Source organism: Acidovorax benzenivorans (genome assembly GCF_028680575.1).
GTDB lineage: Bacteria > Pseudomonadota > Gammaproteobacteria > Burkholderiales > Burkholderiaceae_C > Acidovorax > Acidovorax benzenivorans.
On record NZ_JAPCKI010000002.1, the window covers coordinates 388,686 to 401,896 of the forward strand.

The following is a 13,211-nucleotide window of genomic DNA, read 5'->3' on the forward strand; positions in this document are numbered from 1 at the left end:
AGCTACAAAATCAGGAGTATCTGGATGGCGTCGATGGCAGGCACCGTCCCGCATTGACCCCAGGAGACCCATGAGCAAATCCACCGCCACCGCCACCCCGCAAGCCTTCGAGCCTGAGTTCATCGCCGGGCTCAAATCCATCTTTGAAGAAAAGATCGTGTTCAACCAGGTGCTGGGCCTCAAGATCACTTCGCTGGCACCCGATGGTGTGGTGGGCCGCATCGACATGAAGCCCGATCTGGTCGGCCACTATGCCTACAACCGCATCCACGGTGGCGTGATCAGCGCGGGGCTCGATGCCATGGGCGGGCTGGCCGTGATGGCCGCGATTGGCGCCAAACACCTGGACGAGGCGCCCGAGCAGCGCCTGCACCGCTTTGCCAAGCTGGGCACCATCGACTTGCGCATCGACTACCTGCGCCCCGGCATTGGCAGCCACTTCGAGCTGCGCGCGCAGGTGCTGCGCCTGGGCTCGCGCGTGGCCACGACGCGCATGGAGTTTCTGGGGCCGGACGGGCAGATCATGTCGGCAGGGGCTGCGGCTTACATCGTCTCTTGATTCGGACCGCCGCCTGAGCAGCCTCGCCGCATGCGTGGGGCATGCAGGGCACCGGTGCCTCGCTGCAGGGCGCGTGGCCGTGCGTCGGATGTGTGATCCCGCAAGCCTTGCAAGCGCATGCTACGAGAGAACCGTTTGGTTACTGTTCTTGCGTAACGAAGGCATCTTTGACGGGGCGCGGTACCTACGATGACTCTCTTTTCAAGGAGATCTGATGGCCGTGCAAAACCCCTTCTTTGGCAAGCGTGAACCCGAGTCGTTCCAACCCCGTAACAGCACCACCTCAGGCTCCGTATTGGGCGGCGCTGCGGCCAGCAGTGCGGCATCTGCGCAATCGGTGTCTGCGTCGGCAGCCCCCAAGTCGAGCAGCGCCAGCGACAGCTCTGGCAGCAAGCTCACGGTGGGCCCGAACATCAAACTGAAGGGCGTAGAGATCACCGATTGCGACACCCTCGTGGTCGAAGGCACTGTTGAAGCCACCATGGATTCGCGCGTGATCCAGATCTCGGAGCACGGTGCCTTCAAGGGCTCGGCCGAGATCGACATTGCCGAGATCCACGGCGAGTTCAACGGCACGCTCACCGTGCGGCAAAAGCTCGTCATCTACAGCACCGGCAAGGTCAACGGCAAGATCCGTTACGGCAAGCTGGTGGTGGAAGAGGGTGGGCAACTGGCGGGCGAGATCGAGGCCGGGTTCTCGCCCTCGTCATCCAGCAGCAATCTGCAGCGCACGACAGCCCCTTTGCGCACCGAACCGGCCACTGCACTGGCGGCCTGACCGATCATCCATGAAGGCGTCCGCACGCTGCGGGCGCGGTCTGCGCGGGCCGGCCTTCGGTGCCCTTACGCCGGCGCGTTGTGCTTGGGCACGGGGCGCGGCCTGCCTTGGTCATCAATGGCCACATAGGTCAGGCGTGCCTCGGTCACCTTCACGTACCGGCCCTGGTCGGCAAAACGTTCGGCATACACCTCCACCTCCACGGTGACCGAGGTGTTGCCCACCCGTGTGATGGACGAGAAGAACGACAGGATGTCGCCCACGCGCACGGGCTGCTTGAAGATGAATTCATTGACCGCTACTGTGGCCATGCGGCCCTGGATGTAGCGGGCGGGCAGCACGGAGCCCGCCAAGTCCACCTGCGCCATTACCCAGCCGCCAAAAATGTCGCCATTGCCGTTGGTGTCGGCGGGCATGGGGATGACCTTGAGCACCAGTTCCTTGTCGGTGGGCAATGCGGCGGGTGGTGGGCTGAAAACGGCAGACATGGGCACAATCTCGGTTGGGGCTGAGCCAATCCTTGAAGGAACCTGGGGTTTCGCAAGGCGGCTCGCCCGCAAAAAACCACTTGGCATCAGCCGGGTCGGTAAAAACAACAATAACCGGAATTGTCCCCCATGCGCCACCACGGCGAAACCGCCCCTACCGCGCCCGGTGCCACCGCCCCTGGCACGGCCGCCAGCCCTGCCCCGGTCCAGTCGGACTGGGTCACCCTGCACCGATTGCTGCCCTACCTGTGGCAATACAAATGGCGCGTGATCGCCGCCATCGTCTTCATGGTGGGCGCCAAGTTCGCCAACGTGGGCGTGCCCATCCTGCTCAAGACGCTGGTGGACGCCATGAGCCTGAAGCCGGGCGACCCCGCCGCGCTGCTGGTCGTGCCGGTGGGGTTGCTGCTGGCCTATGGCGCGCTGCGGCTGTCCACGTCGCTGTTTACCGAGCTGCGCGAACTGGTGTTTGCCAAGGCCACGCAGGGCGCGGCGCGCTCAATTGCGCTGCAGACGTTTGAGCATCTGCACGCGCTCAGCCTGCGGTTTCACCTGGAGCGGCAGACCGGTGGCATGACCCGCGACATCGAGCGTGGCGTGCGCGGCATCGAGTCGCTGATCTCTTTCACGCTGTTCAACGTGGTCGCCACCCTGGTCGAGGTGGTGCTGGTGCTGTCGGTGCTGGCCATCAAGTTCGACGCCTGGTTTGCGTGGATCACGCTGGCGGCGCTGGCGCTGTACATCACGTTCACGGTGCTGGTGACCGAGTGGCGAACGCAGTTCCGCCGCGAGGCCAACGAGTTCGACTCGGCAGCGCACTCCAAGGCCGTGGACTCGCTGCTCAACTACGAAACCGTCAAATACTTCAACAACGAGGGCTTTGAGGCCCGCCGCTACGACGAAAGCCTGGAGCGCCTGCGCCGTGCGCGGCTCAAGAGCCAGACCACGCTGTCCGTGCTCAACACCGGCCAGCAACTCATCATTGCCGTGGGCCTGGTGGCCATGCTCTGGCGCGCTACACAGGGCGTGGTCGATGGGCGCATGACGCTGGGCGACCTCGTCATGGTCAATGCCTTCATGATCCAGCTGTACATCCCGCTCAACTTTCTGGGCGTGATCTACCGCGAAATCAAGCAGAGCCTCACCGACCTGGACAAGATGTTCACACTGATGGACAAGGAGCGCGAGGTGGCCGATGCGCCCGGCGCCCAGCCGCTGGCGGGGCTGGACCAGCCCACCGTGCGCTTCGAGGGCGTGGTGTTTGCCTACGACCCCAAGGGGGGGCGCACCATCCTGCAAGGTATCAGCTTCGAGATCCCGGCGGGCAAGACGGTGGCGGTGGTGGGGCCCTCGGGCTCGGGCAAGAGCACGCTAGCGCGCCTGCTGTTCCGGTTCTACGACATCCAGCAAGGCCGCATCACCATTGCGGGGCAAGAGATCCGCAGCGTGACGCAGGCCAGCGTGCGCCAGGCCATTGGCATCGTGCCGCAGGACACGGTGCTGTTCAACGACACCGTGGCCTACAACATCGCCTACGGCCGCCCCGGCGCCAGCCAGGACGAGATCGAATCGGCCGCTCGCGCCGCTCGCATCCACGACTTCATCGCCAGTGCCCCCAAGGGCTATGCCACCACGGTGGGCGAGCGGGGGCTCAAGCTCTCGGGTGGCGAAAAGCAGCGCGTGGCGATTGCGCGCACTCTGCTCAAGAACCCACCCATCCTGATCTTTGACGAGGCCACCAGCGCGCTGGACTCGGCCAACGAGCGCGCCATCCAGGCCGAGCTGCAGGGCGTGGCGCAGAACAAGACCACGCTGGTGATTGCGCACCGCCTGTCCACGGTGGTGGACGCGCACGAGATCCTGGTCATGGACACGGGCCGCATCATCGAGCGCGGCACGCACGCCCAACTGCTGGCCCTGGGTGGCCGCTACGCGAGCATGTGGTCCTTGCAACAGGAAGGCCCCCCTGAGTCGCCTGCGGCGCCATCCCCCTGAGGGGGACGACGCCTTCGCTGCGGGGCGGCCCTTGCTAGGCGTCTCTCGCCGGGACCGCGCCGGTTGTATCCGCTCTGCGCGGAGGTAGGCCGTGCAAGCTGCACGGTTGCCGTTTTCGCAGATTTTTATTTTTGATATTGCATTGACCCATGAAGCCAGTCCTTCTCGCCCTCATGTTCCTGTCTGAAGAGCACATCGCCCAGATGGCCCAGACCTTCGAAGTGATCTACGCCCCCGACGCGCCGCAGGCCGCCGCCGCCATTGCGCAGCACGGCAGCCGCGTGCGCGTGGTGCTGACCATTGGGGCCGTGGGCTTGAGCCCTGCGCAGATCGACGCGCTGCCCGCGCTCACGCTCATCTGCGCGCTGGGCGCTGGCTACGAGAACATCGCCGTGGACTACGCCAAGGCGCGCGGCGTGGTGGTGGCCACGGGCGCGGGCACCAATGACGACTGTGTGGCCGACCACACCTGGGGCCTGCTGATTGCGGCGCAGCGCCGCATCCTGCCGCTGGACAAGGCCACGCGGGCAGGCATCTGGCGCACGGCCTTGCCGCTGCCGCCCAACGTGTCGCACAAGCGGCTGGGCATCATCGGCCTGGGCACCATTGGCAAGAAGATCGCGCAGCGTGCGCTGGGCTTCGAGATCGAGGTGGGTTACCACAACCGCAGCGCGCGCACCGATGTGCCCTACCGCTACTTTGGTGATGTGACTGCGCTGGCTGAATGGGCGGACTTTCTCGTGGTTGCCACGCCGGGCGGCGCGGGCACCAAACACCTGGTCAACGCGGAGGTGCTGAACGCGCTGGGCCCGCGCGGCGTGGTGGTCAACATCGCACGCGGCAGCGTGATCGACACCACCGCCCTGGCTGCTGCGCTGCGCGAAGGCCGCATTGCCGCGGCAGGGCTGGATGTGTACGAGAGCGAGCCCGCGCCACCCGCCGAGCTGCTGGACCTGGACAACGTGGTGCTCACACCCCACGTAGCGGGCTGGTCGCCCGAAGCGGTGCAGGCCTCAGTGGACCGTTTCATGGAAAACGCCCGGCGCCATCTGGCGGGCCAGGCGCCGGTGTCTCCACTCTGAGATTTGGGTTAAAAATGCCTCTGGCGCTTTATGTATAAGCGCGAGTAGCTATCAAATCAGGAGTAACGGTGATGTCCCTGGATGTAGATGCCTTGCAGGCGCGGCTGCGCGCCTTTGCCGCCGAGCGGCAGTGGCAGCCGTTTCACACCCCCAAGAACCTGGCCATGGCGCTGATGGTGGAGGCGGCCGAGCTGGCCGAGATCTTTCAGTGGATGACGCCCGAGCAGTCGCTGGCGGCGCGTGATGACCCGGCGCTGAAGGAGCCCATCGGCGACGAGGTGGCCGATGTGTTGCTGTACCTGCTGCAACTGGCCGACCACGCGGGGGTGGACCTGGCCGAGGCGGTGGAGCGCAAGCTGCGCAAAAACGCGGTCAAGCACCCTGTGCCGGATGGTTTGAAGTAAAAGCGGCTGGTGGCGCCAGTGCAATATGGCTTTGTTGCTATCAACTAAATAGCAATGGGCTGGCATGGCACTGCTGCCAGCCTCTTCGCAGTGCCCCCAGCAAAAAGCCCCGCCATGGCGGGGCTTTTGCATGCACCGGGCGACTGTTACGCACCGGTGATGGGTTCATTCACTGAGTCACTTCTTGCGCGCAGCGATGGACTTCTCGGCCGAGCCCACCAGGTCGGCGCCGATCTGGCCTTTCCACTTTTCGTACACGGGGCGTGTGGCCTTCACGAAGGCATCGCGCTCGGCGGTGGAGAGTTGCGTCACGGTCACGCCGTTGGCGGCGATGTCCTTGAGCAGGGGCTTGTCGGCCTCGACCATGCCCTTGCGGGCAATGGCGATCTCTTCCTTGCCTGCGTCGATGGCGGCCTGTTTGACGATCTCGCGGTCGGCTGGGGTCCACGAAGCCCAGATGTCCTTGTTCACCACGAAGATCAGCGGGTCGTTCACGTAGCCCCACATCGTCACGTGTTTTTGCGCCACGGTGTGCAGCTTGGCGGCCATGTACACGGCAATCGGGTTCTCTTGGCCGTCCACGGCGCCGCTGGCAAAGGCGGGCTGTGCGTCGGCCCAGCTCATCTGCGTGGGGTTGGCGCCCAGCGCGGTGAAGGTGTCCAGGAACAAGGGCGAGCCCACCACACGGATCTTCAGGCCCTTGAGGTCTTCAGGGCTCTTGATGGCCTTCTTGGAGTTGGAGATTTCGCGGTAGCCGTTTTCGCCCCAAGCCAATGGCACCACACCGGCCTTGTCCAGCGTGGCGAAGATGCTCTTGCCCACATCGCCCTGCGTCACGGCGTCCACCGCTGCGTAGTCGGGGAACAGGAAGGGCAGCGAGAACAGGTTGAGCTGCTTGACCTGCGGAGACCAGTTGATGGTGGAGCCCACGGCCATGTCGATCACGCCCTGGCGCAGCGCGCTGAACTCGCGCGTCTGGTCGCCCTGGATCAGCGAGACGCCGGGGTACAGCTTGATGTTGATGCGGCCCTGGGTGCGCTCGCGCACCTTGTTGGCCCACAGCTCACCACCCTTGCCCCAGGGGAAGGCGGTGCCCAGCACCAGCGACATGCGGTACTCGCTCTTGTACGCGGTCTGTGCGATGGCGGCAGGTGCGGTGAAAGCCAGGGCGGCGGCAGCGGCCACGGCGGAAGCGAGGAAGGTGCGCAGTTTCATTGTTTCAGTCTCCTAGTTAGAAATACATCAGTAACGGAACGGGTCAATAGCCCAACTTGGCGGGCAGCCACAGGGCGAGTTGCGGGAAGGCGATCACCAGCACCATCACGAGGAACATGGCGAACAGCATCCAGCCCACCCAGCGCACGGTCGATTCCATGCGCACACCGGCAATGCGGCAAGACACCATCAGGTTCACGGCCAGCGGGGGGGTGAACTGGCCCAGGGCCACCTTCAGGGTCAGGATCACGCCGAACCAGACCGGGTCCCATTTGTAGTGCTGCATGATGGGCAAGAGCAGCGGTACGAAGATCAGGAAGATCGAGATGCCGTCGAGGAACATGCCCACCGTGATCAGCAGCACGATGAGTAGTGCCAGCACGCCGTACTCGCCCAGGCCCGAGTTCACGATGGCGTTGGCCACCGGGTCAATCACGCCCAGTGTGGACAGCGAATACGCAAAGATGCCCGCGAGCGAGACCACGATGAGGATCACCGCCGACAGCTCGCCCGATTCGCGCAGGATGGGGAACAGGTCGCGCACAGAAATCGTGCGGTGGATCACCATGCCCACGAAGAGGCCGTAGAACACCGCCACCACGGCGGCTTCCGTCGGCGTGAACCAGCCCGCGCGCATGCCGCCCAGGATCAGCACCGGTGCGGCCAGGCCCCAGGTGGCCTCGCGCAGGCTCTTCCAGAACGGGGGGCGGGGCATGGTGGCTTCAAGCGCACCCATCTTGTGCTTGCGCGCCATCCACACGGCGGGCACGATCAGCGCCACGCCCGCCAGGATGCCGGGGATCATGCCCGCCGCAAACAGCGCGGGCACCGAGGCGCCGGGCACCAGCACCGAGTAGATGATGAAGGCCACGGACGGCGGGATCAGGATGTCGGTAGCGGCCGCAGCCCCCACCACGCTGGCCGAGAATGAAGGCGGGTAGCCCGCGCGCGACATGGCCGCGATCATCACCCCGCCCACGGCGGCGGCGTTGGCCGGGCCCGAGCCCGAGATGCCACCCAGGAACATCGCCACGGCAATGGCCACCAGCGGCAGCATGCCCGGGCCACGCCCGACAATGGCCACGGCAAAGTTCACGAGGCGCAGCGCCACGCCCGAGCGGTCGAAGATGGAGCCCACCAGCACGAACATCGGGATGGCCAGCAGCGGGTATTTGCCCAGGCCGGCGTAGAAGTTCTGCGGCACGGCCAACAGGCCGAACCACTGGCTGTCGGCATTGGCCAGCGCGATGGCGGCGGCGCCTGCCAGCCCCAGCGCGGCGCCAATCGGCACGCCCACAAACATCAGGCCCAGGAAGGCCACAAACAGCAGGGTGGCGATCATGGCTGGGCGTCCTTGGGTGCTTCAGCGGTGCGGCTGCGGCGGATGAACAGGCCCACGGCGCGCGCCGTGATGAGGGCCGAGAACACGGGCAGCCAGATCGAATACCACCACTGCGGCACACCGATGCCGGGCGAGGTCTCGCCAAAGCGGTAGTCGTCCCACACCACGCGCACGCTCAGCACGGCAATCACGCCAAACAGCAGGGCCACAGTGGCCGCACCCAGCATCGACAGGCGCTTGCTGCGCAGCGCAGAGCCGCCCTCGGCAAAGTATTCGATGCGGATGTGCTGGTCACGCGCGACGGCGGCAGAGCCTGCGATGAGGGCCAGCGCGATCATCAGGAACACGGAGATTTCTTCGGTCCAGGCAAACGAGGAGTTGGTGAAGTAGCGCACCAGCACGTTGGCAAAGGTAATGAGTGCGAGGGCCGCCATGACGATGACGGTGAGCCAGTCTTCAAGGCGCAGCGAGCGAGGCTCGGCCTCGGGACTCGCAGCGCAGGGCAATGCGTCGGTCGCAGGCCCTTGGGGGGAGGAGGAGGACATGGGGCAGGGGAAGGAGGAGAACAAACACGGGGGGCATGCGGGTCGCCCTGCCCGGCAGTGTTGTGCACCAGGGGCCTCGACGCGGAGCGCTGTAAGCGCTGCTTTCTATTATGCGATGGGTTGCTATGCATGCACACCATTGGTGCGCCGCGTCAGCACTGTGTAAACCCTCATGTCGGGCGTCGGCACGGTGCAGGCGGCGCGCGGATAATGCGCCGATGGAAACCAAGTGGCTTGAAGATTTCGTCAGTCTTGCGGAAACCCGCAGCTTCAGCCGGTCAGCGCAGCTGCGGCACGTGACCCAGCCCGCGTTCTCGCGGCGCATCCAGGCGCTGGAGGCCTGGGCCGGCACCGATCTGGTGGACCGCAGCTCCTACCCCACACGCCTCACCCCCGCCGGCAAGACCCTGTACGACCAGGCCCTGGAAATGCTCCAGGCGCTGCAGAACACGCGTGCCATGCTGCGCGCGCACACCAGCGCTGGCAAGGACATGATTGAATTTGCCGTGCCCCACACGCTGGCGTTCACGTTCTTCCCGGCCTGGGTGTCCAGCCTGCACGACAAGTTCGGCCCGTTCAAAAGCCGCCTGATTGCGCTGAACGTGCACGACGCGGTGATGCGCCTGGTCGAGGGCGGGTGTGACCTGCTGATTGCCTACCACCACCCTTCGCAGCCCTTTCAGCTCGATGCCGACCGTTATGAAATGGTCAGCCTGGGGCAGGAGGTGCTGTCGCCCTACAGCAAGGCCGACGCCGAGGGCCAGCCCGTGCACCGCCTGCCTGGCCGCGCGGGGCAGCCGTTGCCCTATCTGGGCTATGCGCCCGGCGCGTACCTGGGGCGGGTGACCGAACTCATCCTCAAACAGTCGCAAACGCCCATCCACCTGGAGCGTGTGTACGAGACCGACATGGCCGAAGGTCTCAAGGCCATGGCGCTGGAGGGGCATGGTGTGGCCTTCTTGCCGCACAGCGCCGTGAAGAAGGAGCTGCGTTCGCGCCGCCTGGTCAGCGCCGCGCCCCCGGACACCGAAGGCCTGCAGATGACCATGGATGTGCGCGCCTACCGCGAAAAACCCAACGGCAAGGACACCCCCAAGGGTACGGCGCAGGCGCTGTGGACCTACCTGCAGGCCCAAGCGGCCTCATGCTAAGGGTAAATACGGACATAAACACTTTGCATAGTTGTGCGCGCAAACGGCATTGGAATTTCACCGTAACGACACGTACAGTCTGCGCCATCGCCGGATCGGTGGAACGCAGCGTGTGCCTTGGCAGGGCCCCACGGTGGCACGAAGATTGCAAACCCGGTTCATTCCTTCACAGAGGCATCGTATGAAAGTTCAGCATTGGGGATTGGCCTGGGGCCTCGCAGCACTGTGCTGTGCGGTCGGTGCGTCTGCGCAGGCCAGCGTGCTGGAGCGCGTGGCCAGCGGCGGCAAGCTGGTCATCGCCCATCGCGAATCCTCGGTGCCTTTTTCGTACATCGACAGCCAGTCGGGCAAGCCCGTAGGCTACGCGCTGGACCTGTGCCTGCGCATGGCCGAGCTGGTGCGCAAGAAGACCGGCAAGAAGGACATGGAGGTCGAGCTGGTGCCCGTCACCCCGGCCAACCGCATCACCATGATCGAGCAGGGCAAGGCCGACATGGAGTGTGGTTCCACCACCAACAACGCCGAGCGGCGCCAGAAGGTGGCCTTCACCATTCCTCATTTCATCACCGGTGCGCGTCTGCTGGTCAAGTCCTCCAGCCCCATCGACCGCGTGGAAGACCTCAACGGCAAGAAGCTGGTGTCTACCAAGGGCACCACGCCCCTGAAGGCGGCCGACCAGGCCAACCGCGAGCGCCTGATGGGCATCACCATCATCGAGGCGCCCGACCATGCCAAGGCGGTGGAGATGGTTGAAAAAGGCGAGGCCGATGCTTTTGTAATGGACGATGTGCTGCTGTATGGCCTGGCCGCCGGGCGGCCCGACCCCAAGGCGCTCAAAGTGGTGGGCCGCTTCATGACCACTGAGCCGCTGGCCATCATGCTGCCTAAAAACGACCCCGAGTTCAAAAAACTGGTGGACGAAGAAATGCGCCGCCTGATTACCAGCCGCGAGATTTACCCGATTTACGACAAGTGGTTTAACAAGCCCATCCCGCCCAATAACACCGTGCTGAACCTGCCGGTCAGTTACTTGTTGCGCGACTTCTGGAAATACCCTACCGACCAGGTTCCGTTCTGACTAATATCCCTGGTTGCGTGTTACCCCTTTTTGGAGTGCGGTTCTGACCGGTTACCCCCGGCAGGCCCCTGTCTCTAAAATTCCTCCCTTTTTTCGTTTTCAACACAAGGAGATCCCTATGAAGAAACATTTGCTCGCGGTTGCCGTGACCGCCTTGGCTGCAGGCAGCGTATTTGCCCAGGCCAATGACACTTTGGCCAAGATCAAGGCCTCCGGCAGCGTGACGCTGGGCGTGCGCGAGTCTTCGGGTCTTTCGTACACGCTGGGCAACGGCAAGTACGTGGGTTTCCACACCGAAATGGGCGAAATCGTTCTGCACGACATCCAGAAGCAACTGGGCCTGCCCAAGCTGGATATCAAGTACCAGCCCGTGACCTCGCAAAACCGCATCCCCCTGGTGACCAACGGCACCGTGGATCTGGAGTGCGGCTCCACCACCAACAACGCCGCTCGCCAAAAGGACGTGGCGTTTGCCGTGACCACCTATGTGGAAGAAGTGCGCACCGTGGTGAAGGCCAACTCGGGCATCACCTCGATCAAGGACCTGAACGGCAAGACTGTGGCCACCACCACGGGCACGACCTCGGTGCAGACCCTGCGCAAGCATGAACGTGCTGGCGGCATCGACTTCAAGGAAGTCTTTGGCAAGGACCACGCAGACAGCTTCCTGATGCTGGAAACCGGCCGCGCCGACGCCTTCGTGATGGACGGCTCCATCCTGGCGGCCAACGTCTCCAAGTCCAAGAACCCAGCCGACTACAAGATCGTGGGCGAAGTGTTGTCGGTGGAACCCATCGCCTGCATGCTGCGCAAGGATGACGCTGGTTTCAAGAAGGCTGTAGACGACAGCATCAAGCGCCAGATCGCTGACGGCTCGCTGGCCAAGCTGTACGACAAGTGGTTCATGCAACCCGTGCCACCGACCAACACCAAGATCGGCCTGCCGATGTCGGACGCCACCAAGGCAGCCTGGGCATCGCCTAACGACAAGCCCATGGAAGACTACGCCAAGAAGTAATCTTCGCTGAGCTTGTGCCCCTTCGGCCAACCGGTTTGAAGGGGCTTTTTTGTTGGGGCAGCCAAGGGTGGCGCCCAACGCACAACCAAAAATTAAAGGGGTGCTCCTATGAGTTGGGATTGGCAGGTGTTCTGCCAGGACACCATGGACCGGGATGTGGTGCAGGGCTGCTTTGGCAAGGGCGGCGATATCACGTACCTGGACTGGATGCTGTCGGCCTGGGGCTGGACGGTGTCCGTTTCGCTGCTGGCCTTGTTGCTGGCGCTTGTGTTAGGTTCATTCATCGGTACGCTGCGCACCTTGCAAGACCGCCCGATGATCGTTCGACTGGGCAATGCCTGGGTCGAGCTGTTTCGCAATATTCCGCTGCTGGTGCAAATTTTTCTGTGGTACCACGTGCTGCCGAGCCTGTTCCCTGTGCTCAGGGGCGTTCCAGGTTTTGCGCTGGTGGTGTTGGCGCTGGGCTTTTTCACCTCGGCACGTATTGCCGAGCAGGTGCGCTCGGGCATCCAGGCCCTGCCACGCGGCCAGCGGTATGCCGGTCTGGCCATGGGCTTCACCACCTTCCAGACCTACCGCTATGTGCTGCTGCCCATGGCGTTTCGCATCATCATTCCGCCGCTGACCAGCGAGACGATGAACATCTTCAAGAACTCGTCCGTGGCGTTTGCCGTGTCGGTGGCCGAACTCACCATGTTTGCGATGCAGGCGCAGGAAGAAACCTCGCGCGGCATTGAGGTCTACCTGGCAGTGACCACGCTGTACATCATCTCGGCGTTTGCGATCAACCGCATCATGGCCTTCATTGAAAAGCGTGCACGCATCCCTGGCATGGTCGTGAGTGGCGCGGCCGGAGGGGGGCATTGATATGAATCTCGATTTCTCCTTCTACAACTGGGACCTGATCTCCAACTTCGTGCTCAAGGGCCTGTACTTCAGTCTCTTGCTCACGCTGGTGGCCACCGTTGGGGGCGTGCTGTTTGGCACCGTGCTGGCGCTCATGCGCCTGTCGGGCAAGAAGTGGCTGGATGTGCCTGCCACCATCTATGTCAACGGCATGCGCTCCATTCCGCTGGTGATGGTGATCCTGTGGTTCTTCCTGCTGGTGCCTGCCATCATCGGGCGCCCCATCGGCGCGGAATTGTCGGCAGTCGTTACCTTCATCGCATTCGAGGCGGCGTACTTCAGCGAAATCATGCGCGCTGGTATCCAGTCCATCCCACGCGGCCAGGTGTATGCAGGCCAGGCGTTGGGCATGACGTATGGTCAGAACATGAAGCTGGTGGTGCTGCCCCAGGCGTTCCGCAACATGCTGCCCGTGCTGCTCACCCAGACCATCATCCTGTTCCAGGACACGTCGCTGGTTTACGCCATTGGTGCCTACGACATGCTCAAGGGCTTTGAAGTGGCGGGCAAGAACTTTGGTCGTCCGATCGAGGCGTACCTGGCCGCTGCGGTTCTGTACTTCATCATGTGCTATGCGCTGTCCTGGGTGGTCAAGCGCCTGCACCAGAAGATCGCGATCATCCGCTGATCGAGGCTGGTGCAAAAGAGAT

At 63.7% G+C, this 13,211-nt stretch carries 14 protein-coding genes; 10 read left to right on the plus strand and 4 right to left on the minus strand.

Translation table 11 applies throughout. The annotated features are described in order from the left end of the window. The first annotated feature begins 70 nt into the window (after positions 1-70). Together OIN59_RS05215 and OIN59_RS05220 are read left to right on the plus strand one after the other, a co-directional pair. Positions 71-559, plus strand: a complete 489-nt coding sequence (locus tag OIN59_RS05215) for a thioesterase family protein (protein WP_274107799.1) — start codon at positions 71-73, stop codon at positions 557-559. Between the two features lie 214 nt (positions 560-773). Beyond that, positions 774-1,337, plus strand: coding sequence for a bactofilin family protein (locus OIN59_RS05220; protein ID WP_274107801.1), 564 nt, complete (start codon positions 774-776; stop codon positions 1,335-1,337). A gap of 65 nt (positions 1,338-1,402) precedes the next feature. Here OIN59_RS05220 and OIN59_RS05225 read toward each other — a convergent pair whose 3' ends face one another. Continuing rightward, positions 1,403-1,825, minus strand: a complete 423-nt coding sequence (locus tag OIN59_RS05225) for an acyl-CoA thioesterase (protein ID WP_274107803.1) — start codon at positions 1,823-1,825, stop codon at positions 1,403-1,405. Between the two features lie 129 nt (positions 1,826-1,954). Between OIN59_RS05225 and OIN59_RS05230 the strand changes: the two genes are divergently transcribed. From OIN59_RS05230 to OIN59_RS05240, 3 genes are all read left to right on the plus strand, one after another. Next, positions 1,955-3,820 (plus strand): ABCB family ABC transporter ATP-binding protein/permease, encoded by a 1,866-nt coding sequence (locus OIN59_RS05230; RefSeq protein WP_274107805.1) that lies wholly within the window; start codon positions 1,955-1,957, stop codon positions 3,818-3,820. A 149-nt stretch (positions 3,821-3,969) separates the two neighbouring features. Beyond that, positions 3,970-4,902, plus strand: a complete 933-nt coding sequence (locus tag OIN59_RS05235; RefSeq protein WP_274107807.1) for a 2-hydroxyacid dehydrogenase — start codon at positions 3,970-3,972, stop codon at positions 4,900-4,902. Positions 4,903-4,973: 71 nt separating this feature from the next. Then, positions 4,974-5,306, plus strand: coding sequence for a nucleotide pyrophosphohydrolase (locus tag OIN59_RS05240; RefSeq protein WP_274107809.1), 333 nt, complete (start codon positions 4,974-4,976; stop codon positions 5,304-5,306). A 177-nt stretch (positions 5,307-5,483) separates the two neighbouring features. Here the strand turns inward: OIN59_RS05240 and OIN59_RS05245 are convergent, their stop codons facing one another. Genes OIN59_RS05245 through OIN59_RS05255 form a run of 3 tightly spaced genes read right to left on the minus strand, consistent with a single transcriptional unit; the run spans position 5,484 to position 8,408 of the window. Then, the gene (locus OIN59_RS05245; RefSeq protein ID WP_274107811.1) at positions 5,484-6,521 is read right to left on the minus strand and encodes a DctP family TRAP transporter solute-binding subunit; all 1,038 of its coding nucleotides are present in this window, start codon (positions 6,519-6,521) and stop codon (positions 5,484-5,486) included. 43 nt (positions 6,522-6,564) lie between these two features. Beyond that, a complete protein-coding gene (locus OIN59_RS05250) occupies positions 6,565-7,863 on the minus strand; it encodes a TRAP transporter large permease (protein ID WP_274107813.1) in 1,299 nt (432 codons plus the stop codon). Continuing rightward, on the minus strand, positions 7,860-8,408 hold the full coding sequence (locus OIN59_RS05255; protein ID WP_274107815.1) for a TRAP transporter small permease: 549 nt from the start codon (positions 8,406-8,408) through the stop codon (positions 7,860-7,862). The genes OIN59_RS05250 and OIN59_RS05255 overlap by 4 nt, the downstream gene beginning before the upstream one ends. A gap of 218 nt (positions 8,409-8,626) precedes the next feature. Here OIN59_RS05255 and OIN59_RS05260 point away from each other — a divergent pair, with 218 nt between their 5' ends. The 5 genes from OIN59_RS05260 to OIN59_RS05280 all read left to right on the plus strand — a co-directional run bounded on the left by OIN59_RS05260 (position 8,627) and on the right by OIN59_RS05280 (position 13,189). Then, entirely contained in the window at positions 8,627-9,559 is a 933-nt protein-coding gene (locus OIN59_RS05260; RefSeq protein ID WP_274107817.1) for a LysR family transcriptional regulator, read from the plus strand. Between the two features lie 181 nt (positions 9,560-9,740). After that, positions 9,741-10,637: an amino acid ABC transporter substrate-binding protein gene (locus tag OIN59_RS05265; protein ID WP_274107819.1), complete on the plus strand. Its 897-nt coding sequence runs from the start codon at positions 9,741-9,743 to the stop codon at positions 10,635-10,637. A 118-nt stretch (positions 10,638-10,755) separates the two neighbouring features. Further along, a complete protein-coding gene (locus OIN59_RS05270; protein ID WP_274107821.1) occupies positions 10,756-11,655 on the plus strand; it encodes an amino acid ABC transporter substrate-binding protein in 900 nt (299 codons plus the stop codon). Between the two features lie 108 nt (positions 11,656-11,763). Continuing rightward, positions 11,764-12,522, plus strand: coding sequence for an amino acid ABC transporter permease (locus tag OIN59_RS05275; RefSeq protein WP_274107823.1), 759 nt, complete (start codon positions 11,764-11,766; stop codon positions 12,520-12,522). 1 nt (position 12,523) lies between these two features. Further along, a complete protein-coding gene (locus OIN59_RS05280) occupies positions 12,524-13,189 on the plus strand; it encodes an amino acid ABC transporter permease (RefSeq protein WP_274107825.1) in 666 nt (221 codons plus the stop codon). Positions 13,190-13,211: the final 22 nt, after the last annotated feature.

Bases quoted from the DNA above. Each gene is read 5' to 3' on its own strand.
- OIN59_RS05215 (WP_274107799.1), top strand. From the start codon at position 71: ATGAGCAAATCCACCGCCACCGCCACCCCGCAAGCCTTCGAGCCTGAG.
- OIN59_RS05220 (WP_274107801.1), top strand. From the start codon at position 774: ATGGCCGTGCAAAACCCCTTCTTTGGCAAGCGTGAACCCGAGTCGTTC.
- OIN59_RS05225 (WP_274107803.1), bottom strand. From the start codon at position 1,825: ATGTCTGCCGTTTTCAGCCCACCACCCGCCGCATTGCCCACCGACAAG.
- OIN59_RS05230 (WP_274107805.1), top strand. From the start codon at position 1,955: ATGCGCCACCACGGCGAAACCGCCCCTACCGCGCCCGGTGCCACCGCC.
- OIN59_RS05235 (WP_274107807.1), top strand. From the start codon at position 3,970: ATGAAGCCAGTCCTTCTCGCCCTCATGTTCCTGTCTGAAGAGCACATC.
- OIN59_RS05240 (WP_274107809.1), top strand. From the start codon at position 4,974: ATGTCCCTGGATGTAGATGCCTTGCAGGCGCGGCTGCGCGCCTTTGCC.
- OIN59_RS05245 (WP_274107811.1), bottom strand. From the start codon at position 6,521: ATGAAACTGCGCACCTTCCTCGCTTCCGCCGTGGCCGCTGCCGCCGCC.
- OIN59_RS05250 (WP_274107813.1), bottom strand. From the start codon at position 7,863: ATGATCGCCACCCTGCTGTTTGTGGCCTTCCTGGGCCTGATGTTTGTG.
- OIN59_RS05255 (WP_274107815.1), bottom strand. From the start codon at position 8,408: ATGTCCTCCTCCTCCCCCCAAGGGCCTGCGACCGACGCATTGCCCTGC.
- OIN59_RS05260 (WP_274107817.1), top strand. From the start codon at position 8,627: ATGGAAACCAAGTGGCTTGAAGATTTCGTCAGTCTTGCGGAAACCCGC.
- OIN59_RS05265 (WP_274107819.1), top strand. From the start codon at position 9,741: ATGAAAGTTCAGCATTGGGGATTGGCCTGGGGCCTCGCAGCACTGTGC.
- OIN59_RS05270 (WP_274107821.1), top strand. From the start codon at position 10,756: ATGAAGAAACATTTGCTCGCGGTTGCCGTGACCGCCTTGGCTGCAGGC.
- OIN59_RS05275 (WP_274107823.1), top strand. From the start codon at position 11,764: ATGAGTTGGGATTGGCAGGTGTTCTGCCAGGACACCATGGACCGGGAT.
- OIN59_RS05280 (WP_274107825.1), top strand. From the start codon at position 12,524: ATGAATCTCGATTTCTCCTTCTACAACTGGGACCTGATCTCCAACTTC.